Below are 22409 nucleotides of genomic sequence, written 5' to 3'. Positions count from 1 at the left end.
GCCGACAAGTCAGCCGGGAGGCCAGTGCGAACCCGTCCCGGCCAGGCGTTTCTCCTCGCGCCGCTGGGCCCTGCGGCGCAGGAACCGGCGGATCCGGGAGGCCAGGAAGGCCAGTATCACGATGCCGAGCACCAGCAGCGTCGCGGCGATGATCGCGGCCGGTAGCGGATGGAATATCGCGAACGTGATGATCCCGGCGACGCCCAGGTCCTCGGCGGTACTCACCGCGATATTGCTGAACGGCTCGGGCGAGGTGTTCACCGCCATCCTGGTGCCCGCCTTCACCAGATGGCTCATCAGCGCGGTGGAACCGCCGACGGCCCCGGCCGCGAGCTCCGGCAGCGAACCGCTCTCACCGGCCAGCAGCGCCGCCACGACGGCCCCGGCGAGCGGCCTGATGACGGTGTGCACCGAGTCCCAGAGCGAGTCCACGTACGGGATCTTGTCCGCCACCGCCTCGCACAGGAACAGCACGCCGGCCACCACGAGCACATCGGTGCGCTGCAGCGATGCGGGCACCTCGTCGCTGATGCCGGTCGCGCCGAAGATGCCGAGCAACAGGACCACGGCGTAGGCGTTGATCCCGCTCGCCCAGCCACTCGTGAACACCAGGGGGAGTACGGACACGGACGTGATCGTAACCAGGTGGTGCGGCGCTGCGGGTGGGGTCGGGTGCGCAGCTCTGAGTATCCGTACCTGGTGAACGAGATGAGTAGGTACGCGGATGGGCTGCCACCTGCGCAGACGGAAGAGTGGAGACCACGGAAGGGGCGCAGCGCCGGTACCGCCGACACGGGGCGGCGGAACAGGCACGGCACTCCTTCCGGAACGGGGGTGCACCACGGAGGGCCCGGGGACCACGGGGGAACACGGGGGTCACAGGGGAAGGCTCTCCGGCAGCACGGGAAGCGCCGGTCGGACGAGGCTCGGGGGGATCGAGCCTCGTGGGACCGGCGCTTCTGTGTGTGCGCACGCTCTCGGGGAGGAGGGCGTGTCAGTGTCCGCTGACCCGGCCGTGCAGCAGCAGGGACAGCGCCGAATGCACATCGTCGATGGACCGCTCGGGCTGGAACGCCTGCCAGTCCAGCGCCGCCACCAGCACCATGCCGACCAGCGCGGCCGCCGTCAGCGGGATGTCGATCTCCTGGCTGAGCTCCCCGTTTCCGACGCCCTCCCGGAGCACGTCCTCGACCACGGCGACGGCCTCCTGACGTACCACCAGGAGGGTCGCCTGCCAGGCACGGTTGGTGCGCCAAAGCTCGGCGACGTAGAGCTGGGTGAAGGCCGGATAACGGTCGATGAAGACCAGACCGGCCCTGATCATCGCGTCCAGGGCCTCGACCCGGGTGCCGCCGCGCTCCTCGGTGTTTTCGGCCGCGGACCGCAGTGATGCGGTCAGCAGTCCGACGCCGTGCCGCAGCAGTTCCTCGAAGAGCTCGGTCTTGCTCTTGAAGTTGTAGTAGACCGTGCCCTTGGCAACCCCGGCGCGCTCGGCGATCTCGTCGACCGTGGTCGCCGAGAAACCCTTCTCCGCGATGAGAGTGACGGCCGCTTCGTAGAGTTTCTGCCGGGTGGCCTGGCGACGCGTGGTGCTACTGCTTTCCATGCGGTCGATTCTCACAGGTCCCGGCGCGCTCACAGACTCAGCTCCGGATGCAGCCGGTCCAGCGTCCACACCTGCTTGCGGCGCGCGGCCACCGCGGTCAGGGCCAGCGCTCCTGCCGTGAACGCCAGGAGCACCGCACAACCCTGCCAGACCGGTCCGAGCCCGCCGCCCGTGATCAACCTGCGCAACCCCTCCACGATGTAGCTCATCGGCAGATACGGATGGATCGCACCGAAGAAGCCCGGGCTGGTCTGGACGGGATACGTACCCCCGGCCGAGGTCAGCTGGAGCATCAGCACGGCCAGTACGAGGATCCGTCCCGCCGCGCCGAACCGTGCGTTCAGCCACTGCACGATCGCGCCGAAGCAGCAGGTCACCAGGGCGAGGAAGCCGATCGTTCCGGCGGCGTGGGCCATCTGCAGTCCCAGCCCCCAGTGCAGCACGGACATCAGGGCGGCGACCTGCAGCAGACCGATCGCGGCCACCGGCAGCCAGCCCGCGAAGGCGATCCGCCAGGCGGAGGCCCCGGCGGCGAGTGCCCGCCGGTTGAGCGGCTGGATCAGCATGTACGCCACCATCGCGCCGACCCAGAGGGAGAGCGGGATGAAGTACGGGGCGAACCCGGTGCCGTAGTTGGGGGCCTTGTGCAGCGACTGGGAGGCGAGCTTCACCGGGTCGGCCATCACATCGGTGAGCCGGTCGCGGTCCTGCTCGTCGTAGTCGGGGATCTTGCCGACGCCGTCGTTCAGCCCCTGGGCGAGCGAGGCCGAACCGTCGCCGAGCCGGATCAGCCCGCCGTCCAGGTTGGTCGCACCCTTCTTCAGCTCGCCGACGCCGGTGTTCAGATCGACGGAGCCGGTCCTTGCGGTGGCCAGGCCGGTGTGCAGCTCGTCCGCGCCCTTGGCGACCTTGTGGGCACCGGTGTTGAGCGCGTTGACCTTCGCGACGGCGGACTTCAGGTCCTCGTCCAGGTGCGGGGACCGTGCAGCGAGGGCGTCGGCCTGCTTCTGCAGGGTGGCCAGCTGTGCGCGCAGCTTCTTCAGGTCCCCGTTCTGGTCCTTTACCAGGACGTTCACATCGTCGGCGACCTTCGCGACATCGCCTGCGGCAGTCATGGCGCGCTTCAGCGGGGGACAGACGGTGGGGTCGGGGAGCAACTGCTCCGTGCAGCGGGTCCGGTAGACGTCGTCCAGATCGTCGGAGGCCCTGTGGGCGGCGGTCGCCGCGGTCGGCGCCGCCTGCACGAGCAGGTCGAGGTTGCCCCGCACGGTCCGCGAGGAATCGGCGACCAGCCGGGCCGTGTCGCCGATGGTCCTGCCGTTGTCCTTCAGGAACGGGCGGACGTCGGCTGCCACCCCGTTGACCTTGTCGGCGAGCAGCTGGGTGCCGTCGGCGACCTGCCGGGACCCGGTTTCGAGATCGCCGGCACCCTTGTTCAGCTTGGCGATCCCGCTCTCCAGCCGGCCGCTGCCGGACTTGGCGTCCTTCAGTCCGTCCGCGAGATCCTTCGAGCCCTTCTTCGCCTTGCCGATCCCGCCCTCGAGGTCGTCGGCGCCCTGCGCGGCCTTCGCCGTCGCGTCGTGGAGGTCGGAGAAGGAGATGAAGATCCGGTCGAGGAAGCCGCGCGAGGCATGGGTGGACGCGGCGGTGCGGACCTCGGAGAACACCGTCCGGGAGATCTGCCCGACGATGTAGTTGTTGGCATCGTTCGTCCGCACCTGGAGCGCACCGGTCTCCGGGGCGTCACCCGAACTGGACGCGATGCGCTTGCTGAAGTCCGCCGGCATGGTCAGGGAGAGGTAGTACGTACCGTCCTCGACGCCCCGGTCGGCCTGGGCGGAGCTCACCTCGTGCCACTCGAAAATCTTGGAGTCGAGCAGCTCGCCGGTGATCTCGTCGCCGGCCGCGATGCGCTTTCCGGCGGCGGTGGCGCCCTTGTCGTCGTTGACCAGGGCGACAGGGATCTTGTCGAGGCGGCTGTACGGGTCCCAGAAGGACCACAGGTACAGGGCGCCGTAGAGCAGGGGCAGGAGCAGGAGCGCGACGAGTGCGGCGCGGGGCAGCTTGCCCCTGCCGAAACGCTTCAGCTCAAGCGCGGCCAGTTTCGGCGAACGCATCGGCCGTCCCCTTCTCGGTCGTCGTCGCCTCGGGGGCCTGTGCGGGCTCGGAGGCGTCTGTTGCATCGGTCTCTGTGGCGTCCGCGGTCTCTGTGACGTCTGCGGTTTTTGGGACGTTTGTGGCGCTCTTGGTGGCGGTGGCGGCCGCGTTGTCCGTGCGGACGGTGATGGCGCCCTCGGGCGCCTGGCTGCAGACGGCGAGCACGGTCGTTCCGCTGTCGGCGACGGAGCGCAGCAGCTTCCAGGCCTTGGCGCGCTCGGCATCGGAGAGCTTGAGATCGGTGTCGTCCACGGCGAGCAGTCGCGGCTGGCCGATCAGCGCAAGGGCGACGGACAGCCGCAGCGCCTCCAGCCGCTCCAGATCGCGTACGGAGGTCCGCTCGGCCTTGGGCAGGGTTGCCGGGTCGAGTCCGGCGGCGTCCAGCGCCGCGTCGATCCGGGAGCGGGCCGTGGCGGCACGCTCGGCGCGGGGGCGGAGCAGAGCGCGCAGCGAACCGTCGAAGCGGCGCTGCAGCAGGGCGCGTTCGCGCAGGTGCTCGGCGACGGTGAAGGCCGGGTCGAGCTCGCTCACCCCCGGCACCGGGCCGAGCGCGCTGATCCTGCGTGCGGCGGCCATCTGGCGTGGCAGGCGCAGACCGCCCACCTCGGCACGGCCCTCGGAGGAGCGCATCCGGCCTGTCAGGGCGAGCAGCAGGCAGGTGCGGCCGGAGCCGGACGGACCCTCGATCGCGACCAGGGCGCCGGGTGGGGCGTCGAGCCGTACGCCCCGGAAGGCCCAGCCGCGCGGTCCCTTGAGCCCGAAGTCCTCGGCGGTGACAGCTGCCCCGTGCGGGCTGTCCACAGACTCTCCCCTTTTTGAACTGACTGGTCAGTACAAAAAGATAGCTCGAACTTGCGGACGAGACAAAAGGCCAGGTCAGGGCCCGAACGAGGTCCATTGTCAGTGGTCGCCCCCACGATGGATGCATACGGCCACGGAGCCGTCACACGACGACAGGAGGTTCGTCATGGCCAACTCGTCCGCAGCAGCCGCCTCTCGGCGCCGCGCAGGCGGCCCTGCCCCCTCACCGACCGGCCCCGCCTCGTCGAGTGGTCCGGCGAACGACGTCCATCCGGTGCTGCGCCGCACCACCGCGCCGCCCGCCGCTCTCGACCTGCTGGCCCAGGCCCGCGGTGGCCTCGAAGAGGCCGCTGTTCTCGCCGTGCCGAACGAGCGCTATGCCACCGCCCATCTCGCCGCACTGCGCACCGCCGCCGCCGTGCTCGCCGCCCGCGGCCGGCCCGAAACGACCAGGCGACGCAGGGAGAGGATCCGCAGCGCCTGGGAAGTCCTCCCGGAGATCGCCCCGGAACTCGCCGAATGGAGCGCCCTGTTCGCCTCGGGCGCGCGTCGCAGGGCCAGGGCGGAAGCGGGCATACCGGGGGCGGCCAGCAGCCGTGACGCGGACGATCTGCTGCGCGACGCGGCCATGTTCCTGCGTCTGGTCGAGCGGCTCCTGGTGCTCCAGCCGACGCTCCCGCAGGCCAGGCAGGAGCGGCCCGACGCGGGATGACGGCTGCGGTGGCCCGAGGCAATAGGGTGGACAGCACCTGCATCACCTGCACCGTTCACGCTCCGCCGTCAGTGGCGGCATCGTGCCGAGGAGTCAACTGCCGTGTCGGACCAGCTGCGCCCCCGCGCCTCCCTCCGTACCGCCGTGGTCTGGGAGGTCCTGAAGGATGCTCTCGACCGCCAGGTCAAGGCGACCGGCAGGGACGCCCTGGACGTCCTGGACACCGGCGGCGGCACCGGGAACTTCGCGGTGCCGGTCGCCCGTCTCGGCCACCGGGTCACCGTCGTCGACCCCAGCCCCAACGCGCTCTTCGCACTGGAGCGCCGCGCCGCCGAGGGCGGGGTCGCCGACCGCGTCCGCGGAGTCCAGGGCGACATCCTCGGCCTGTTCGAGGTGGTCGAGCGCGGCGGTTACGACGCGGTGCTGTGCCACGGCGTCCTGGAGTACGTCGACGACCCCGCCGAGGGCGTGCGGAACGCGGTCGACGCGCTCCGCCCGTCCGGTGAGCTCAGCCTGCTCGCCGCCGGACTCGGTGGCGCCGTGCTGGCCCGGGCGCTCGCGGGCCACTTCACCGAGGCCCGGCAGGCGCTCAGCGACCCGGCAGGCCGCTGGGGTGCAGGTGACCCGGTGCCCCGGCGGTACAACGCGGAGCAGCTCACCGAGCTGGTCTCCGCGGCCGGCGTCGAGGTCGGTGCGGTCCACGGTGTACGGGTCTTCGCCGACCTCGTACCGGGTGTTCTGGTGGACACCGAGCCCGGCGCGATGGAGGCACTGCTCAAGCTGGAGGCCGCGGTTGCGGAACTGCCCGCGTTCCGCTCGGTCGCGACCCAACTGCACGTCCTGGGCACGAAGCGCGCCTGAACCGCGACCGGGGCCCGGCCGCGGACAGTGCAGGACCGGGCCGAAGCGCGGCGGCAGCGTGGCTGATCAGCGACGCAGCTGCAGATGGAGTACGCCACAGGCCCCCCGATCGGGGCGCAGTCACCGTATGATCGGGGGACACCATCCGGCATGACGGATCGGAGGTTGGGGAATCTACGCCTCAGCAGCTGAGCCGTTGTGGCGGCCCGGACTGGCTGATTGGCGAACAGGGCGGGTTTCACGGGGGCGAATCCCTGCCTATCCTGGAAGGGCCGCATACCGGTCGCCCCCCGCGGCCGACGACGAGGAGGACTCCGTGCCGCTCTCGGAGCACGAGCAGCGAATGCTCGAGCAGATGGAGCGAGCGCTGTACGCCGAAGATCCCAAGTTCGCGACAGCGCTCGAGGGAAGCGGGCTGCGTACGTACACCCGGCGACGGGTCTACCAGGCGGTCGCAGGCTTCCTGGTGGGTATCGCGCTCCTCATGGCCGGAATGGTCGCCCAGCAGATCTGGATCAGCGTGGTGGGATTCCTCGTCATGCTGGGCTGCGCGGTCCTTGCGGTCACTGGTTGGCGCAAAGCGCCCAAGCCCGGCGAGCAGCAGGCCGCCGGGGGCAAAGGCGAACGCCGACACCCCAAGCAACGCCGAACCGTGATGAACCGGATCGAGCAGCGGTGGCAGCGCCGCCGTGACGAGCAGGGTCAGTAAGCGCTTCTGAACGTGCGTGGGTGAGGGGCGGCCGCATTCCCTGCGGCCGCCCCTCACCCATGTCTGCACGCCCCCTGTGGTGCCTGGCGGCACCGTCCTCGACCTCCCCGACGGCCCCAAGGACAGGGGAGGGTTCGCTCGACGGGCTGCGCCCATGCCGCTCACGACGTCCGTTCCTGACCGCCGGACGGGCCGAAATCAAGCGCGTCCGTCCGGTGATCGAGGACAGAGCGTGGCCCGGAGGCCACGCTCCCTCCTCAGCCCCGCTGGCGGGACGGCCACCGCGGCAATCCGCTCCACCGCGCCGCCCACCGGCCGGTGAACCCGGACCAGCGTTCGGACGCCGCCCACATCACCCGAACGGCCGAGCGCGGTGCCACCACCGCGCGGATCCGGTTGAAGCGGTCGGCGGAGGCCCGCAACCCGTTCCGCACTGTCTCCACGTCCTCGGGGAGCCCGGTGGCTGCCCGGGGCTGCGGGGCGTACAGCACCTGTTCCACCGCCCCCGCCACCCGGTGCATGGCAGCGGCCTCGTCAGGGTCCAGCCGCCCCAGCCGTACGACCCGCGCCGCCGCCTTGCGCGGGGTCTGCGAATCGTCGGGGCCGATGCCGTGGTCCCACGCCGTGTCAGTGATCTCCCGCCAGGCCGCGAGCGTCCTGCCCGTCGTATCCGCCGGGGTACGCCCCGCGGACGAGTTCAGCCTGTGCGTACGCACCCGAATCCGCCAGAACAGTGGCAGCAGCGGCAGCGCGAGCACCAGCAGGGCTGCCAGAACCACCCAGACGATGGTGCCCGTCGGCGTCCCCGGGCCCTTCGGAACCACGGCGCCCGGCGCCGTCGACGAGCCGCACTCGCCCTGCTTGCGCAGCTGCGGCGGGCAGCTGTCCGACGCGGACGGCGCGGCCGACGGCGCGGCCGAGGCACTCGCCTGCGGACGGCTCGGGTTGGCCGTGTCGCCCGCGGGGGCATCCGGCAGGGTGTACTCGGGCGCGCTGCCCCGCGTCGGGGTCGGCTCGAAGCGGGTCCAGCCGATGCCTTCGAAGTACAGCTCGGGCCAGGCGTGCGCATCGCGCAGCCCCACCGACACCGAACCGTCCGACTGCCCGGTGCCGGGCGTGAAGCCCACCGCGACCCGGGCCGGAATACCCAGCGTCCGCGCCATCGCGGCCATCGTGAACGAGAAGTGGACGCAGAAGCCGCGCTTGGCCTTCAGGAACCGGCCGATCGCGGCCGAGCCGGTGCCGGAGTTCACCGAGGTGTCGTAGCTGAAGCCGCCCTCCGAGGCGAAGAAGTTCTGCAGCTTCACCGCCCGCTCGTAGTTGTTGGCAGCGCCCTTCGTCACCCGGTCCGCCGTCTCCTTGACGACCTTCGGCAGCGAGCCAGGGACCTGGGTGTACTCCCGTCGCATCGCGGCCGGCGCCGGGCCCGCCGCGGCGAGCTGATCCGCGGTCGGCTGCACCACCAGGCTGGAGACCCCGTACTGCGCCCCGCGGGTCGTCTGCCCGCGGTCGCCGACGAGGGTGCGTCCCGCGAGCTCGTACCGCCAGTGCCCGCCGATCTTGATCTCGGTCGCCGGGTAGGGGAGCGGCAGATAGGTCTGCTGGTACGAACGGGACGCGGAGATGTTCGACCTGATCTCCGTGACGGCGACGCCCGGGGCCAGGCCCTGCGGGGTGGGGAGCCGCTTCGGCACGTCCTGCAGGCTGCGCCGCGAGGGCCGCCACTCGGCCCCGGTGAACTGGTCCAGGGCCAGGATCCGCAGATAGAACTCCTGCGGGCTGCCGGAATTGGTCCGGTACGACATCACCTCCCGGTTCTCCGGCTGGTTCAGATCGTTCTGCAGCGAGACCAGCGGGTTCACCGCTGAGATCGTGCCGCCGCCGCCGCCCTTGCCGGACCCGTTCCCCGAACCGGCCAGCAGGCCGCCGTCCAGCGCGGGCAGCGCCGCCGGTACGGCCAGGGCGATCCCCAGCGCCAGCGCACCGATGCGCCGCCCGGTGCGAACCGGGGCGAGCGGCCGGCCGCCCGACATGTCGAGACCCGCCGCCGGACCGTCCGGTGACCGGCCCGCGCCGCCGAAGACCCGCCCCCACTGGGAGATCCGGTCCCGGCCCTCGGACAGCAGCAGGAGCAGATAGCCGGACGCTGCCAGCAGGAACCACAGCCAGCCCGCACCGCCGGACAGTCCCGCGGCGACGGAGTAGAGCGCGAGGAGCGGCAGCCCGGCCGTAGCCGCGCTGCGGAATGTCACCGCGAGAGTGTCCACGGCAAGACCGATCAGCACCACACCGCCGACCAGCATCAGCCGGATGCCGTCCGTCGCGGGCGCCGGGATGGCATACCTCCCGACATCGTCCGCACCCGCGGTGATCAGGTCCGCGAGCCGCTGGACGGCCTCGGGACCGGGCAGGAAACCGACCAGGGCCTGCCCCCGGGCGAACACCACGGTCAGCAGCACCAGAGAGATCAGGAACTGCACCGTGACGATCAGCAGCCGAGGCAACGGCACCCGGCGGGCGAGTGCGCCCACCCCGCTCTGGATCGCCAGCAGGAACGCGGCCTGCACGATCCAGGCGGCCGGGTCGACCAGCGGCAGCATCGACCCCGCCGCCAACAGCGTCGCCGCAAAGGCGCACAGCGCCAGCCGACCACGACCGCTCATGACCGTCCCCTCATGACCATCCCCCGGTGAAACCTGTCGTACCGCCCAGGGCGGACTGCGTCACGGCGCTCTGCTGCCCCGCCAGCTGCCACAGCTTGGCGAGATCGGCCCCGGGCTCCACCCGGAGGGCTGTCCAGCCGGATTCGCGAAGCAGCCGCAGCCGCTCCTCCGCCCCCGTGAGCGCTGCGCCGTGCGACTCTCCCTGCACCCAGGTCCCGCTGTCCAGCACGAACGCGACGGCGCCGCCGCTGCGCTGCCGCATCCGGGCCGCCACCGCCGCCTGCTCTTCGTCCAGATCGCCGAAGAAGGCGACCAGCAGCCCTTCGTTGCCGCCGCGCAGCACGTCGTACGCGCGCGACAGGCCGCCCCCGTCGGAGTGGTCGACGACCGCCAGCGTGTCCATCATCAGTCCCGCAGAATCGGCGGACTCCTGCGTCGATCCGGCGAAGCCGCCCGCGCCCTCGCCCGGCACCGAACTGCCGTCGTCGGTCAGCAGCCGCACCGCGAAGCCTCGCTCCAGCATGTGCACCAGCGCGGATGCGGCCCCCGACACCGCCCATTCGAAGGCCGAGTCGGGCCCGGTCCCGTGGTAGGCGATCCGCCGGGTGTCCAGCAGCACCGTGCATCTGGCCCGCTGCGGCTGCTCCTCGCGGCGCACCATCAGCTCGCCGTAGCGCGCGGTGGAGCGCCAGTGGACCCGGCGCAGATCGTCGCCGTGCCGGTAGCCGCGCGGAATCACGTCGTCCTCGCCGGCCAGTGCCAGCGTGCGCTGCCGCCCCTCGCCGTAGCCGGAGGCCTCGCCCGCCAGCCGGACCGGTGGCAGCGGCTCGGTCCGCGGGATGACGACCAGGGTGTCGTACGCGCTGAACGAGCGGGTCAGCTCGCACATGCCGAACGGATCGCTCAGCCGCAGCTGCAGCGGTCCGAGCGGATACCGTCCGCGCAGATCCGACCGGACCCGGTACGACACCTCGCGTCGGCCGCCCGCCTCCACCCGGTCCAGCACGAACCGGGGCCGCGGCCCGAGCACATAGGGAACCCGGTCCTGCAGCATCAGCAGGCCGGTGGGCAGCCGCGACACGTTCTCCATCCGCAGGTGCACCCGCGCCTCGGCGCCTGTGGCCACCCGGGACGGGGAGAGCCGCCGGGTGCCCGCGACCCGGTAGCGGGTGCGGAACAGCACCGCTACGCAGACCAGAGGCAGCGTGGCGAGCAGCAGCCCGACCCGCAGCAGATCGCCCTGACCCAGCACATACGCGCAGACCGCGGCCGCGATCCCGGCCGCGAGGAAGGACCGCCCGCGTGTGGTGAGCCCGCCCAGCGCGGCCCGCAGACCGCCCTTGTCGTCGCCGTCGTTCATCGCGGCCGGCCCCCCTGCTGCCATCACACCCGCCGCACGCCGGGCGGCTGCTGCCGGCCGTACATCGCGGGGCCCGGCTGGTGCTGCGGCGCCGGGACGCCCGTACCGCCACCCGCGGTCGGCACCGGCGTCTGCTGCAGGATCTCCAGCACGACCTGCTCCGCGGTACGACGGTTCAACTGGGCCTGCGCAGTGGGCAGCAGCCGGTGCGCGAGCACCGCGACCGCCAGCGCCTGCACATCGTCGGGCAGGCAGTAGTCCCGCCCGCTCAGCGCCGCCGAGGCCTTCGCCGCGCGCAGCAGATGCAGTGTGGCGCGCGGCGAGGCGCCGAGCCTGAGATCCGGGTGGACACGGGTGGCCCCGACCAGCTCCACCGCGTACCGCCGCACGGACTCGGCCACATGGACCGTCCGTACCGCCTCGATCAGCTTCACGATGTCGTGGGCGTGCGCCACCGGCTGCAGATCGTCGAGCGGCGAGACCCCGCCGTGCACATCGAGCATCTGCAGCTCGGCCTCCGCGCTGGGATAGCCGATCGACACCCGGGCCATGAACCGGTCGCGCTGGGCCTCGGGCAGCGGATACGTGCCCTCCATCTCCACCGGGTTCTGGGTGGCCACCACCATGAACGGGTCGGGCAGCTCGTAACTGTGCCCGTCGATGGTGACCTGGCGCTCCTCCATCGACTCCAGCAGCGCGGACTGGGTCTTCGGCGAGGCGCGGTTGATCTCGTCGCCGATCACGATCTGGGCGAAGATCGCGCCCGGTTTGAATTCGAAGTCGCGCCGCTGCTGGTCGAAGATGGACACACCGGTGATGTCCGAAGGCAGCAGGTCCGGTGTGAACTGAATGCGCCGCACCGAGCAGTCGATGGACCGCGCGAGCGCCTTGGCCAGCATGGTCTTGCCCACCCCGGGGACATCCTCGATGAGGAGATGCCCCTCTGCGAGCAGCACGGTCAGCGAAAGCCGTACGACCTCAGGCTTGCCCTCGATCACAGCCTCCACCGACCTGCGCACCCGCTCCGCTGTGGTCGTCAGATCTGTGAGGCTCGCTCGATCGTCATAGGTCGTCACCCGGCCCTCCTCGGCCCTGCCCCACGCTCTCAAGGAGCAGGGGATACCCCATTCACGGGCCGATGCGCTGTAGTTGGCCCGGCCACCCCGAAATACGGACCCCCCTCCGGAACGGTCCGGAGGGATGTCACACCCGCATTCTTGTTGCCGTTACCGCGTCGTGTCACTCGCCTGTGGATAAGTGGGTGTGAAATGTCAGGGTCGGGGGCATTTTCGGTGCCCGGCAAAATCTCGCGAGTGTCAGGTGACGGGGAGGATCTCGCGCAGCAAGCCGCTGGTCACGTCGAAGACGAAGCCGCGGACGTCATCGGTGTGCAGAAGGAACGGCGAGGTGCGGACGCGCTGCATCGACTGCCGTACGTCCTGATCCGCGTCCTTGTACGCCTCCACGGCCCAGACCGGCCGCTGGCCGACCTCCACCTCCAGCTCCTGGCGGAACTCCTCGGTGATCGACTCGAGGCCACAGTTGGTGTGGTGGATGAGTATGACGCTGCGGGTTCCGAGCGCCCGCTGGCTGATGGTCAGCGAGCGGATCACGTCGTCGGTGACCACGCCGCCCGCGTTGCGGATGGTGTGGCAGTCGCCGAGTGCCAGGCCGAGCGCGTCGTGGAGGTCGAGCCGGGCGTCCATGCAGGCGACCACGGCGACCCGCAGCACCGGACGCGCGTCCATACCGGGATCGTTGAACTGGGCCGCGTAACGGATATTCGCCTCGACCAGGTGGTCGGTGACCGTGCCGCCGGTGCGGGCCTGGCCGGCAGCAGGTGCGGAGTGCTCAGCAGGGGACTGCGCGGAAGTCGACATGCATATGACGTTAGCTGTCGCGGATCGCCTTGGCGTGCTGTGAGGGGGGACAAAGAACGTCAACGAGGCTTGTTGTGAGGTAACCCACAAGCCTCACACCAGGTCACTCGGCCGAGTGAAGAGCGGGCGGGGCGACGCGCTGCCGGGTTGATTGATCGGGAATCGATCGAATGGCAGGGTGGACTAAAGTGACGGGAAGTTACCGACACCCTGCACATTTCCGAAGATTTCCCCTGTGTGCGCGGCGTACGTACGGCCCGGCCCTCTCCCGCTCGCCGGTCGGCCGACGCCACTTCCCCGGCGCCGGCGGACCTCCCCTTCCGAGCGGGCGGGGACCAGGCCGTACGTGCAGCCACACGGGACCTGAGCCTGAGAGGGCGCATGAGTCACACCCGACACGTCCCGGTGATGCTCCAGCGATGCCTGGACCTGTTGGCCCCGGCTCTGGAGGCGCCGAGTCCACAACAGCCCGTGGTCGTCGACTGCACCCTCGGTCTCGGCGGCCACAGCGAGGCCCTCCTCGCCGCCTTCCCGTCCGTCCGGCTGATCGCGCTGGACCGGGACAAGGAGGCGCTGCGGCTCTCCGGCGAGCGGCTCGCGCCGTACGGTGACCGGGCCACGCTGGTGCACGCCGTCTACGACGAGCTGCCCGAGGTGCTCGCCCGGCTCGGTGTCCCCAAGGTCCAGGGCATCCTGTTCGACCTCGGTGTCTCCTCCATGCAGCTGGACGAGGCCGACCGCGGGTTCGCGTACGCCCAGGACGCCCCGCTCGACATGCGGATGGACCAGACGACCGGCATCGGCGCGGCCGAGGTGCTCAACACCTACCCGCCGGGCGAGCTCGTCCGGATCCTGCGTGCGTACGGCGAGGAGAAGCAGGCCAAGCGGATCGTCTCCGCGATCGTGCGCGAGCGCGAGAAGGAGCCGTTCAGCAACAGCGCCCGGCTGGTCGAGCTGATCCGTGACTCTCTGCCGCAGGCCGCCAAGCGCACCGGCGGCAACCCCGCCAAGCGCACCTTCCAGGCGCTGCGCATCGAGGTCAACGGCGAGCTCAGCGTCCTGGAGCGGGCGATCCCGGCCGCCGTGCAGGCCCTCGCCGTGGGCGGCCGGATCGCCGTCCTCTCGTACCACTCGCTGGAGGACCGGCTGGTCAAGCAGGTCTTCGCGGCAGGCGCGGCCAACACGGCGCCGCCCGGACTGCCCGTCGTCCCCGAGCGCTACCAGCCCCGGCTGAAGCTCCTGACCCGCGGCGCGGAACTGCCCACGGAGGAGGAGGTCGCCGAGAACCGGCGCGCCGCCCCCGCCCGGCTGCGCGGCGCCCAGCGGATCCGCGAGGAGGAACGATGAGCGCAGCCGACCCGGCCGGTACGGCACCGGGAGAGGCCGAGGTGACGCGGTGAGCGGACCGGCCGGACAGTTGAAGGGGCGGGCCGCACGGCTCGCCCGGCTGATGCCCTCAGGGTCCAGCAGCGCGGCCCGTACGCCCTTCGTCCTGCTGGTCGTGCTGCTCCTCGGCGGCGGCCTGATCACCCTGCTGCTGCTGAACTCCGCACTCAACGAAGGATCGTTCAGACTGAGCGAACTGAGGAAGCGGACCACCGATCTCACCGACGAGCAGCAGGCCCTCCAGCGCGATGTCGACGGCCGCTCCGAGCCGGACGCACTGGAGCGGCGCGCCCGCAAGCTCGGCATGGTGCCCGGTGGCAGTCCCGCCTTCCTCAACCCGGACGGTACGGTCCGCGGCGTCCCCTCCGAGGCCATCGCCCCGCAGACCCACGCGCCCGCTGCCGCGCCACCCGCCAGCTCCTCGCCGTCGAAATCCGCACCGCCATCGGCCCCGCCGTCCGCTTCCGCCACGTCCTCGGCCCCGCCCACCACGAAGCCCAGCACCTCGGCAGCCCCGCCCGCGCAGCCGCGTACCCCGGCACACCAGTCCTCGACCAGCCCCGGCAGGTGACGCAGTGCCCTCGAAGGAACCGCCGCGCCGCCGGGTCCCCGGCCCCGCGCAGCCCCGCCGCGCCGCAGCCGGCTCGGGCCGCCCCCGGCCCGCTGCCCGCCGCCCGTCGGCGCCGGTCCCGCGCGGCCGCGCCCCGCGGGGACCGTCGGCGCGCCCGCTGCGCCTCGGCAGCCCGCGCCCCCGGCTCCGCCTGGTCAGCCTGGCGCTGACGCTCGTCATGCTGGCGTTCGTCGTCCGGCTCCTTCAGGTCCAGGCCGTCGACGCCAGTGCGTACGCGGCCAAGGCCGAGAAGAACCGCTACCTCGAGTACAAGATCTCCGCCGAGCGCGGTGAGATCACCGACCGCAGCGGCATCGCCCTGGCCACCAGCGTCGACGCGTACGACATCACCGCCGACCCCAAGATGTTCACGCCCGAGGACAGCAAGGCCCAGGACGCACCGCAGCAGGCCGCAGCCCTCCTCGCCCCCATCCTCGGCGTCGACGCCGGGGAGCTGACGAAGAAGCTGTCGAAGCCGAAGAGCCGGTACGCCGTCCTGGCCCGCCGCCAGACCCCGCAGGTCTGGAAGCAGATCAAGGACCTCAAGTCCGTCTTCGCCGAGAAGGCCCAGAAGGACAAGGCCAATGGCGGCCCCGGAGCCAATGTGCTGGCCGGCGTCTTCCAGGAGGCGACCACCAAACGGGTCTACCCCAACGGTGGGCTGGCCGCCGGGATACTGGGTTACGTCAACGCCGAGGGCAAGGGCGCGGGCGGCCTCGAATCGCAGCTGGACAAGGAGCTCGCGGGCGAGGACGGCAAGATCAAGTACGCCCAGTCCGGCGGCCGCCGGGTGCCCACCGCGGGCACCAAGGAGGTCCCGGCCGTCGCCGGTTCCGACATCGAGCTGACCATCGACCGGGACATCCAGTGGGCCGCCCAGAAGGCCATCTCGGACCAGGTGAAGAAGTCCAAGGCGGACCGCGGCTATGTGATCGTGCAGAACACCAGGACCGGCGAGGTCCTCGCCATGGCCAACGCCCCCGGCTTCGACCCCAACGACCTCTCGCAGGCCGACGCGGCATCGCTGGGCAACGCGGCCCTGCAGGACGTGTACGAACCCGGCTCCACCAGCAAGGTCATGTCCATGGCCGCCGTCCTGGAGGAGGGTGCGGCCACCCCCGGTACCCACGTCACCGTCCCCAACCGGCTGCACCGCGGCGACCGGCTCTTCAAGGACGACATCGACCACGCCACCTGGTACCTGACGCTCAACGGCGTACTCGCCAAGTCCAGCAACATCGGCACCATCCTGGCCACCGGACAGCTCGGCAGGACGCAGACAGAGGCCAACAAGGTCCTCTACTCGTACCTGCGCAAATTCGGCATCGGCAGCCCGACCGGACTGGACTACCCGGGCGAGACGCCCGGCATCCTCGCCAAGCCGCAGGACTGGTCGACCTCGCAGCAGTACACGATCCCGTTCGGCCAGGGCCTCTCGCTCAACGCCATGCAGGCTGCCTCGGTCTACTCGACGATCGCCAACGGCGGTGTCCGGATCCAGCCCACCCTCGTCCGCGGCACGAGGGGCGCCGACGGCCGCTTCACCCCCGCGACCACCCCCGAACAGACCCGGGTGATCAGCGAGAAGACCGCGAAATCGCTCGCGGGCATGCTGGAGTCGGTGGTCGGTGACGAGGAGGGCACCGGCATCAAGGCCCGTATCCCCGGCTACCGGGTCGCGGGCAAGACCGGCACGGCCAACCGGGTCGATCCGGTCCGCGGCGGATACCACGGCTACACCGCGTCCTTCGCGGGCTTCGCGCCCGCCGACAACCCGCAGATCACTGTCTACTGCGCGATCCAGAACCCGACGAAGGGCAGCTACTTCGGCGGCCAGATCTGCGGTCCCATCTACAAACAGGTCATGGAGTTCGCGCTGAAGACGCTCCAGACCGCACCGTCCGGCAGCGAATCCGCCCGGCTGCCGGTGTCCTTCAAGCCCGGCGAGTGAACTCGGGGTAACAGCCAGTGACAACCATCACGCCCGATCCCGGGAACCGGAACGGGAACCACCGGGGCGCGGCCCCCTCGCTTCGCGAGAGGCCGGGTGCGCCCGGTACGCTCACCGCCGTGCCCCACGCTGAACAGTCCCAAACCATCCAGAAGGACGCCCCTGTGAACTACCCGGGAGCGCCCCGCCCGGATCGGCTCCGGCCGACCACCCTCGGCGAGCTGGCAGCCCGGCTGGGAGTCGAATCGCCGGGATCCGGCGAGGTCACCGGCATCACCCATGACTCGCGGGCGGTACGGCCCGGCGATGTGTACGCGGCGCTGCCCGGCGCCCGCCTCCACGGCGCCGACTTCGTCACCCAGGCCGCTGGCCTCGGCGCGGCGGCGGTCCTCACCGACCCGACGGGCGCCGAGCGCGCCGCCGCCACCGGACTGCCGGTGCTGGTCACCGAGAACCCGCGCGGCCGGATGGGCGAACTCGCCGCCGAGATCTACGGGCGGCCCGGCGCCGACCTCCTGCAGATCGGCATCACCGGAACGTCCGGGAAGACCACCACCGCGTACCTCATCGAGGGCGGATTCCGAGGCGCCGGACGCAGCACCGGGCTGATCGGCACCGTCGAGACGCGGATCGGCGACGAGCGCATGAAATCCGAGCGCACCACCCCCGAAGCGACCGACCTCCAGGCCCTGTTCGCCGTCATGCGCGAGCGAGGCGTCGACGCGGTCACCATGGAGGTCTCCAGCCACGCGCTGGTGCTCGGCCGGGTCGACGGCTGTGTCTTCGACGTCGCCGTCTTCAACAACCTCAGCCCGGAGCACATGGAGTTCCACTCCGGCATGGAGGACTACTTCGAGGCCAAGGCGCAGCTGTTCACCCCCGAGCGCAGCCGGCGGGGCGTCGTCAACTTCGATGACGAGTACGGCCGCAGGCTGATCACGGGGGCGTCCGTTCCGGTCGTCACCTTCTCCGCCGAGGGCCACCTGGACGCCGACTGGCGTGCCGAGGACGTCGAAGTCGGCCCGCTGGGCTCCACCTTCACCGTGGTCGGCCCCAAGGACGAGCGGATCACCGCCAGGGCCCCGCTGCCCGGCCCGTTCAACGTCGCCAACACCCTCGCCGCGATCGTCACCCTCGCCGTCGCGGGCATCGACCCGCAGACTGCGGCCGACGGGGTCGCCGCCGTCCCCGGAGTCCCCGGCCGGCTGGAACGCGTCGACGCCGGACAGCCGTACCTCGCGCTCGTCGACTACGCGCACAAGACCGACGCCGTCGAGTCCGTCCTGCGCTCCCTGCGCAAGGTCACCGAGGGCAGACTGCACATCGTGCTCGGCTGCGGCGGCGACCGCGACACGACGAAGCGCGGACCGATGGGGGCGGCAGCTGCCCGGCTCGCCGACACCGCCGTGCTGACCTCCGACAACCCCCGCTCCGAGGACCCTCTGGCCATCCTCGCCGCGATGCTCTCGGGCGCCGCCGAGGTGCCCGTCCACGAGCGCGGCGACGTCCTGGTCGACGCCGACCGGGCCGCAGCCATCGCCACCGCGGTCGCCCGCGCCCGGCCCGGTGACACCGTGCTGATCGCCGGCAAGGGCCACGAACAGGGCCAGGACATCCACGGAGTGGTGCGCCCCTTCGACGACCGTACGGTGCTGCGCGCGGCCATCGCCCGGTCCCTGGGGCAAGAGAGCGCCGACGATGCCCCCGCGGGCGCCCCGGACCTTGCCCACACCCACGAGAACAACAGTCAGGGATGACCAAGTGATCGCCCTTACCCTCGCCGAGATCGCCGAAATCGTCGGCGGGCAGTCGTACGACATACCGGATCCGGCAGCGACCGTCAGCGGGCCTGTCGTCATCGACTCCCGAGCGGTGGAGCAAGGCAGCCTGTTCGTCGCCTTCGCCGGTGAACGGGTCGACGGCCACGACTATGCGCAGCGCGCCGTCGAGGCGGGCGCGGCAGCCGTACTGGCCGCCCGCCCCGTCGGTGTCCCGGCGATCGTCGTCGACGACGTCATGGCCGCGCTCGGCGCCCTCGCCCGGGCCGTCGTCGGACGCCTCGGCACCGTCGTCGTCGCCCTCACCGGCTCCGCGGGCAAGACCTCCACCAAGGACCTGATCGCCCAGCTCCTGGAGCGCAAGGGCCCCACCGTCTTCCCTGCCGGCAATCTCAACAACGAGATCGGGCTGCCGCTCACCGCCCTGCGCGCCACCGAGAAGACCGAGCACCTCGTCCTCGAAATGGGTGCCCGCTACATCGGCGACATCCGCTACCTCACCAGCCTCGTCCCGCCGCGGATCGGCCTCGTCCTCAACGTCGGCACCGCACACATCGGCGAGTTCGGCGGCCGCGAGCAGATTGCCCTCGCCAAGGGCGAGATGGTCGAGTCGCTTCCCGAAAACGGGGTCGCCGTTCTCAACGCCGACGACCCGCTCGTGCGTGCCATGTCCTCTCGTACGAAGGCCCGGGTGCTGCTCTTCGGTGAAGCCGCGGATGCGGACGTACGGGGAGAGAAGGTCCGTCTCACCGACGACGGCCGCCCCGCTTTCACGCTCCACACACCCACCGGGTGCAGCGATGTGACCATGCGCCTGTACGGTGAGCACCACGTGTCGAACGCGCTCGCCGCGGCCGCCGTCGCCCATGAGTTGGGCCTGTCCGCAGATGAGATCGCCGTGGCGCTCTCCGAGGCGGGCACCCTCTCCCGCTGGCGCATGGAGGTCACCGAGCGTCCGGACGGCGTGACGTTCGTCAATGACGCCTACAACGCGAACCCCGAATCCATGCGAGCAGCGCTGCGCGCGCTGGTCGCCATGGGGAAGGGCCGGCGTACGTGGGCGGTGCTCGGCCCCATGGCTGAGCTCGGCGACGCCTCGCTCGCCGAGCACGACGCGGTCGGACGGCTCGCCGTCCGGCTCAACGTCAGCAAGCTCGTCGCGGTCGGGGGCAGAGAAGCCTCCTGGCTGCAACTGGGCGCATACAACGAGGGTTCGTGGGGTGAGGAGTCGGTGCACGTGTCCGACGCACAGGCGGCCGTCGACCTGTTGCGCAGTGAACTGCGCGCGGGAGACGTCGTGCTGGTGAAGGCGTCCCGGTCGGCCGGCCTGGAAAAGGTCGCCCAGGCACTGCTGGAGAACTCGACCGAGGGCGAGGTCACCGGCCGATGAGGCAGATCCTCTTCGCGGGGGCCATCGGGCTCTTCCTGACCCTGGTCGGTACCCCGCTGCTGATCAAGCTCCTGGCCCGCAAGGGATACGGGCAGTTCATCCGCGACGACGGCCCGCGCAGCCACGGCAGCAAGAAGGGCACGCCCACCATGGGCGGCATCGCCTTCATCCTGGCCACGCTGATGGCGTACGTCCTGGCGAAGGTGATCACCGGCGAGCCGATCAGATTCTCCGGGGTGCTGGTCCTGTTCCTGATGACCGGTATGGGTCTGGTCGGGTTCCTCGACGACTACATCAAGATCGTCAAGCAGCGTTCGCTCGGCCTGCGGGCCAAGGCGAAGATGGCCGGCCAGCTGATCGTCGGCATCGCCTTCGCGGTGCTGTCGCTCCAGTTCGCCGACGGCCGCGGCAACACCCCGGCCTCCACCAAGCTGTCGTTCGTCACGGACTTCGGCTGGTCGATCGGCCCGGTGCTGTTCGTCGTCTGGGCGCTGTTCATGATCCTCGCCATGTCCAACGGCGTGAATCTGACGGACGGCCTGGACGGTCTGGCCACCGGCGCCTCCGTGATGGTCTTCGGCGCGTACACCTTCATCGGGCTGTGGCAGTTCCAGGAGTCCTGCGCCAACGCGGTCTCCCTGACCAACCCCAACGCCTGCTTCGAGGTCCGCGATCCGCTCGACCTCGCGGTCGTCGCCTCCGCGCTGATGGGCGCCTGCTTCGGCTTCCTGTGGTGGAACACCTCGCCCGCCAAGATCTTCATGGGCGACACCGGTTCGCTGGCACTCGGCGGCGCGCTCGCGGGTCTCGCGATCTGCTCCCGCACCGAGTTCCTGATGGCCATCCTCGGCGGCCTCTTCGTCATGATCACCATGTCCGTGGTCATCCAGGTCGGCTCCTTCAAGATGACCGGCAAGCGGGTCTTCCGGATGGCGCCGCTCCAGCATCACTTCGAACTCAAGGGCTGGTCCGAAGTCCTTGTCGTGGTCCGTTTCTGGATCATCCAGGGCATGTGCGTGATCGTAGGACTCGGTCTCTTCTACGCAGGGTGGGCAGCCGCCAAGTGAGCAACCAGGACTGGCAGGGCAAGCACGTCACCGTCGCCGGGCTCGGTGTCAGCGGTATCCCCGCTGCCCGTGTCCTGCACGGCCTCGGCGCCGTCGTCACGGTGGTCAACGACGGGGACGACGAGCGTTCCCGTGCACAGGCCGCCGAGCTGGAGGCGCAGGGAATCACCGTGCGCCTCGGCGACGGGGCGACCCTGCCCGAGTCCACCGAGCTCATCGTCACCACCCCCGGCTGGAAGCCCGACAAGCCGCTCTTCGCAGCAGCCGCCGAGGCGGGCGTCCCGGTCTGGGGCGACGTCGAGCTCGCCTGGCGGCTGCGCGGCCGGGACGGCAGGGAACCGGCCCCCTGGCTCGCAGTCACCGGCACCAACGGCAAGACCACGACCGTACGGATGCTCGCCTCGATCCTGGAGGCGGCCGGGCTGCGCACAGCGGCCGTCGGCAACATCGGGGTCTCCCTGCTGGACGCGGTGCTCGGCGACGAGACGTACGACGTACTCGCCGTCGAGCTCTCCAGCTACCAGCTGCACTGGGCGCCCTCGCTGCGCGCCCACTCCGCGGTCGTCCTCAACCTGGCGCCCGACCATCTCGACTGGCACGGCTCCATGGAGGCGTACATCGCGGACAAGGGCCGGATCTACGAGGGCAACCGGATCGCCTGTGTCTACAACGCGGCCGACAAGGCCACCGAGGACCTGGTCCGGGAGGCGGACGTCGAGGAGGGCTGCCGCGCCATCGGCTTCACCCTCGGCACCCCGGGCCCGTCCCAGCTGGGCGTCGTCGACGGCATCCTCGTCGACCGGGCCTTCGTGACCAACCGGCAGAAGCAGGCCCAGGAGCTCGCCGAGGTCGGGGACGTCAACCCGCCCGCCCCGCACAACATCGCCAATGCCCTGGCGGCCGCGGCGCTCGCCCGCGCGTTCGGCGTCGAGCCCAGGGCGGTACGGGACGGGCTGCGGGCCTTCCGTCCCGACGCGCACCGTATCGAGCATGTCGCGGACGTCGCCGAGGTCGCGTACATCGACGACTCCAAGGCCACCAACACCCATGCCGCGGAGGCCTCCCTCGCGGCGTACGACCCGATCGTCTGGATCGCCGGCGGCCTCGCCAAGGGCGCCACCTTCGACGAGCTGGTGAGCGGAGCCGTGAAGCGGCTGCGTGGCGTCGTGCTGATGGGCCGCGACCGGGCGCTGATCCGCGAAGCCCTCACGCGACACGCCCCCGAGGTCCCGGTCGTCGACCTCGACCGGACCGACACTGGGGCGATGTCCGAGGCGGTCCGCGAGGCGGCACGGCTCGCCCGGCCGGGAGACACCGTACTGATGGCCCCGGCCTGCGCCTCGATGGACATGTTCGCCAATTACAACAAGCGGGGCGAGGCATTCGCGGACGCGGTCCGCGCACTCGCCGAAGAGAGCGCCTGACGGGCCCGGCCGCCGCGCCGTACTGTCCCGGACAACCGGGGACGGGCGGCTCCG

Annotated in this window: 18 protein-coding genes; 10 read left to right on the top strand and 8 right to left on the bottom strand. The window is 71.0% G+C overall.

The features are described 5' to 3' along the window. Nucleotides 1-9: 9 nt before the first annotated feature. The 4 genes from ABZV38_RS07580 to ABZV38_RS07565 all read right to left on the bottom strand — a co-directional run bounded on the left by ABZV38_RS07580 (nt 10) and on the right by ABZV38_RS07565 (nt 4564). Nucleotides 10-627 carry a DUF4126 domain-containing protein gene (locus ABZV38_RS07580; RefSeq protein WP_356325562.1) on the bottom strand — a complete coding sequence of 206 codons (618 nt, stop codon included), beginning with the start codon at nt 625-627 and terminating at the stop codon, nt 10-12. A gap of 367 nt (nt 628-994) precedes the next feature. Next, on the bottom strand, nt 995-1606 hold the full coding sequence (locus tag ABZV38_RS07575) for a TetR/AcrR family transcriptional regulator (RefSeq protein ID WP_356325560.1): 612 nt from the start codon (nt 1604-1606) through the stop codon (nt 995-997). 29 nt (nt 1607-1635) lie between these two features. Beyond that, the gene (locus ABZV38_RS07570; protein ID WP_356325558.1) at nt 1636-3723 is read right to left on the bottom strand and encodes a YhgE/Pip domain-containing protein; all 2088 of its coding nucleotides are present in this window, start codon (nt 3721-3723) and stop codon (nt 1636-1638) included. Next, nucleotides 3695-4564: an ATP-binding cassette domain-containing protein gene (locus ABZV38_RS07565; RefSeq protein ID WP_356325556.1), complete on the bottom strand. Its 870-nt coding sequence runs from the start codon at nt 4562-4564 to the stop codon at nt 3695-3697. Before ABZV38_RS07565 ends, ABZV38_RS07570 begins: the two co-directional genes overlap by 29 nt. 166 nt (nt 4565-4730) lie before the next feature. Here ABZV38_RS07565 and ABZV38_RS07560 point away from each other — a divergent pair, with 166 nt between their 5' ends. The 3 genes from ABZV38_RS07560 to ABZV38_RS07550 all read left to right on the top strand — a co-directional run bounded on the left by ABZV38_RS07560 (nt 4731) and on the right by ABZV38_RS07550 (nt 6846). Continuing rightward, nucleotides 4731-5276, top strand: a complete 546-nt coding sequence (locus ABZV38_RS07560; RefSeq protein WP_356325554.1) for an SAV_6107 family HEPN domain-containing protein — start codon at nt 4731-4733, stop codon at nt 5274-5276. 102 nt (nt 5277-5378) lie between these two features. Further along, nucleotides 5379-6137 (top strand): methyltransferase, encoded by a 759-nt coding sequence (locus ABZV38_RS07555; protein ID WP_356325552.1) that lies wholly within the window; start codon nt 5379-5381, stop codon nt 6135-6137. A gap of 316 nt (nt 6138-6453) precedes the next feature. Continuing rightward, a complete protein-coding gene (locus ABZV38_RS07550) occupies nt 6454-6846 on the top strand; it encodes a DUF3040 domain-containing protein (protein ID WP_356325550.1) in 393 nt (130 codons plus the stop codon). Between the two features lie 257 nt (nt 6847-7103). Here ABZV38_RS07550 and ABZV38_RS07545 read toward each other — a convergent pair whose 3' ends face one another. The 4 genes from ABZV38_RS07545 to ABZV38_RS07530 all read right to left on the bottom strand — a co-directional run bounded on the left by ABZV38_RS07545 (nt 7104) and on the right by ABZV38_RS07530 (nt 12749). After that, entirely contained in the window at nt 7104-9509 is a 2406-nt protein-coding gene (locus ABZV38_RS07545; RefSeq protein WP_356325548.1) for a DUF3488 and transglutaminase-like domain-containing protein, read from the bottom strand. A gap of 10 nt (nt 9510-9519) precedes the next feature. After that, nucleotides 9520-10893: a DUF58 domain-containing protein gene (locus ABZV38_RS07540; protein ID WP_356325546.1), complete on the bottom strand. Its 1374-nt coding sequence runs from the start codon at nt 10891-10893 to the stop codon at nt 9520-9522. Further along, nucleotides 10893-11945 (bottom strand): MoxR family ATPase, encoded by a 1053-nt coding sequence (locus tag ABZV38_RS07535; protein WP_356325544.1) that lies wholly within the window; start codon nt 11943-11945, stop codon nt 10893-10895. The genes ABZV38_RS07540 and ABZV38_RS07535 overlap by 1 nt, the downstream gene beginning before the upstream one ends. Nucleotides 11946-12185: 240 nt before the next feature. Next, nucleotides 12186-12749 (bottom strand): carbonic anhydrase, encoded by a 564-nt coding sequence (locus ABZV38_RS07530; RefSeq protein WP_356325542.1) that lies wholly within the window; start codon nt 12747-12749, stop codon nt 12186-12188. A gap of 381 nt (nt 12750-13130) precedes the next feature. Between ABZV38_RS07530 and rsmH the strand changes: the two genes are divergently transcribed. From rsmH to murD, 7 genes are all read left to right on the top strand, one after another. Then, entirely contained in the window at nt 13131-14096 is a 966-nt protein-coding gene (gene rsmH, locus ABZV38_RS07525) for a 16S rRNA (cytosine(1402)-N(4))-methyltransferase RsmH (RefSeq protein ID WP_356325540.1), read from the top strand. 49 nt (nt 14097-14145) lie between these two features. Next, entirely contained in the window at nt 14146-14706 is a 561-nt protein-coding gene (locus ABZV38_RS07520) for a septum formation initiator (RefSeq protein ID WP_356325538.1), read from the top strand. 4 nt (nt 14707-14710) lie between these two features. Continuing rightward, nucleotides 14711-16696, top strand: coding sequence for a penicillin-binding transpeptidase domain-containing protein (locus tag ABZV38_RS07515; RefSeq protein ID WP_356325536.1), 1986 nt, complete (start codon nt 14711-14713; stop codon nt 16694-16696). Nucleotides 16697-16860: 164 nt separating this feature from the next. Continuing rightward, nucleotides 16861-18453 carry a UDP-N-acetylmuramoyl-L-alanyl-D-glutamate--2,6-diaminopimelate ligase gene (locus ABZV38_RS07510; RefSeq protein ID WP_356325656.1) on the top strand — a complete coding sequence of 531 codons (1593 nt, stop codon included), beginning with the start codon at nt 16861-16863 and terminating at the stop codon, nt 18451-18453. A gap of 4 nt (nt 18454-18457) precedes the next feature. Further along, nucleotides 18458-19864, top strand: a complete 1407-nt coding sequence (murF, locus tag ABZV38_RS07505) for a UDP-N-acetylmuramoyl-tripeptide--D-alanyl-D-alanine ligase (protein WP_356325534.1) — start codon at nt 18458-18460, stop codon at nt 19862-19864. Further along, the gene (mraY, locus tag ABZV38_RS07500) at nt 19861-20931 is read left to right on the top strand and encodes a phospho-N-acetylmuramoyl-pentapeptide-transferase (protein ID WP_355759250.1); all 1071 of its coding nucleotides are present in this window, start codon (nt 19861-19863) and stop codon (nt 20929-20931) included. The genes murF and mraY overlap by 4 nt, the downstream gene beginning before the upstream one ends. Next, nucleotides 20928-22355: a UDP-N-acetylmuramoyl-L-alanine--D-glutamate ligase gene (gene murD / locus ABZV38_RS07495; RefSeq protein ID WP_356325532.1), complete on the top strand. Its 1428-nt coding sequence runs from the start codon at nt 20928-20930 to the stop codon at nt 22353-22355. The genes mraY and murD overlap by 4 nt, the downstream gene beginning before the upstream one ends. Nucleotides 22356-22409 lie beyond the last annotated feature (54 nt).

The sequence above is a fragment of the Streptomyces sp. NPDC005181 genome (assembly GCF_040608395.1).
Lineage (GTDB): Bacteria > Actinomycetota > Actinomycetes > Streptomycetales > Streptomycetaceae > Streptomyces.
Note: the sequence above shows the minus strand (reverse complement) of the source record. Positions and strands in the feature narration are given on the sequence as shown.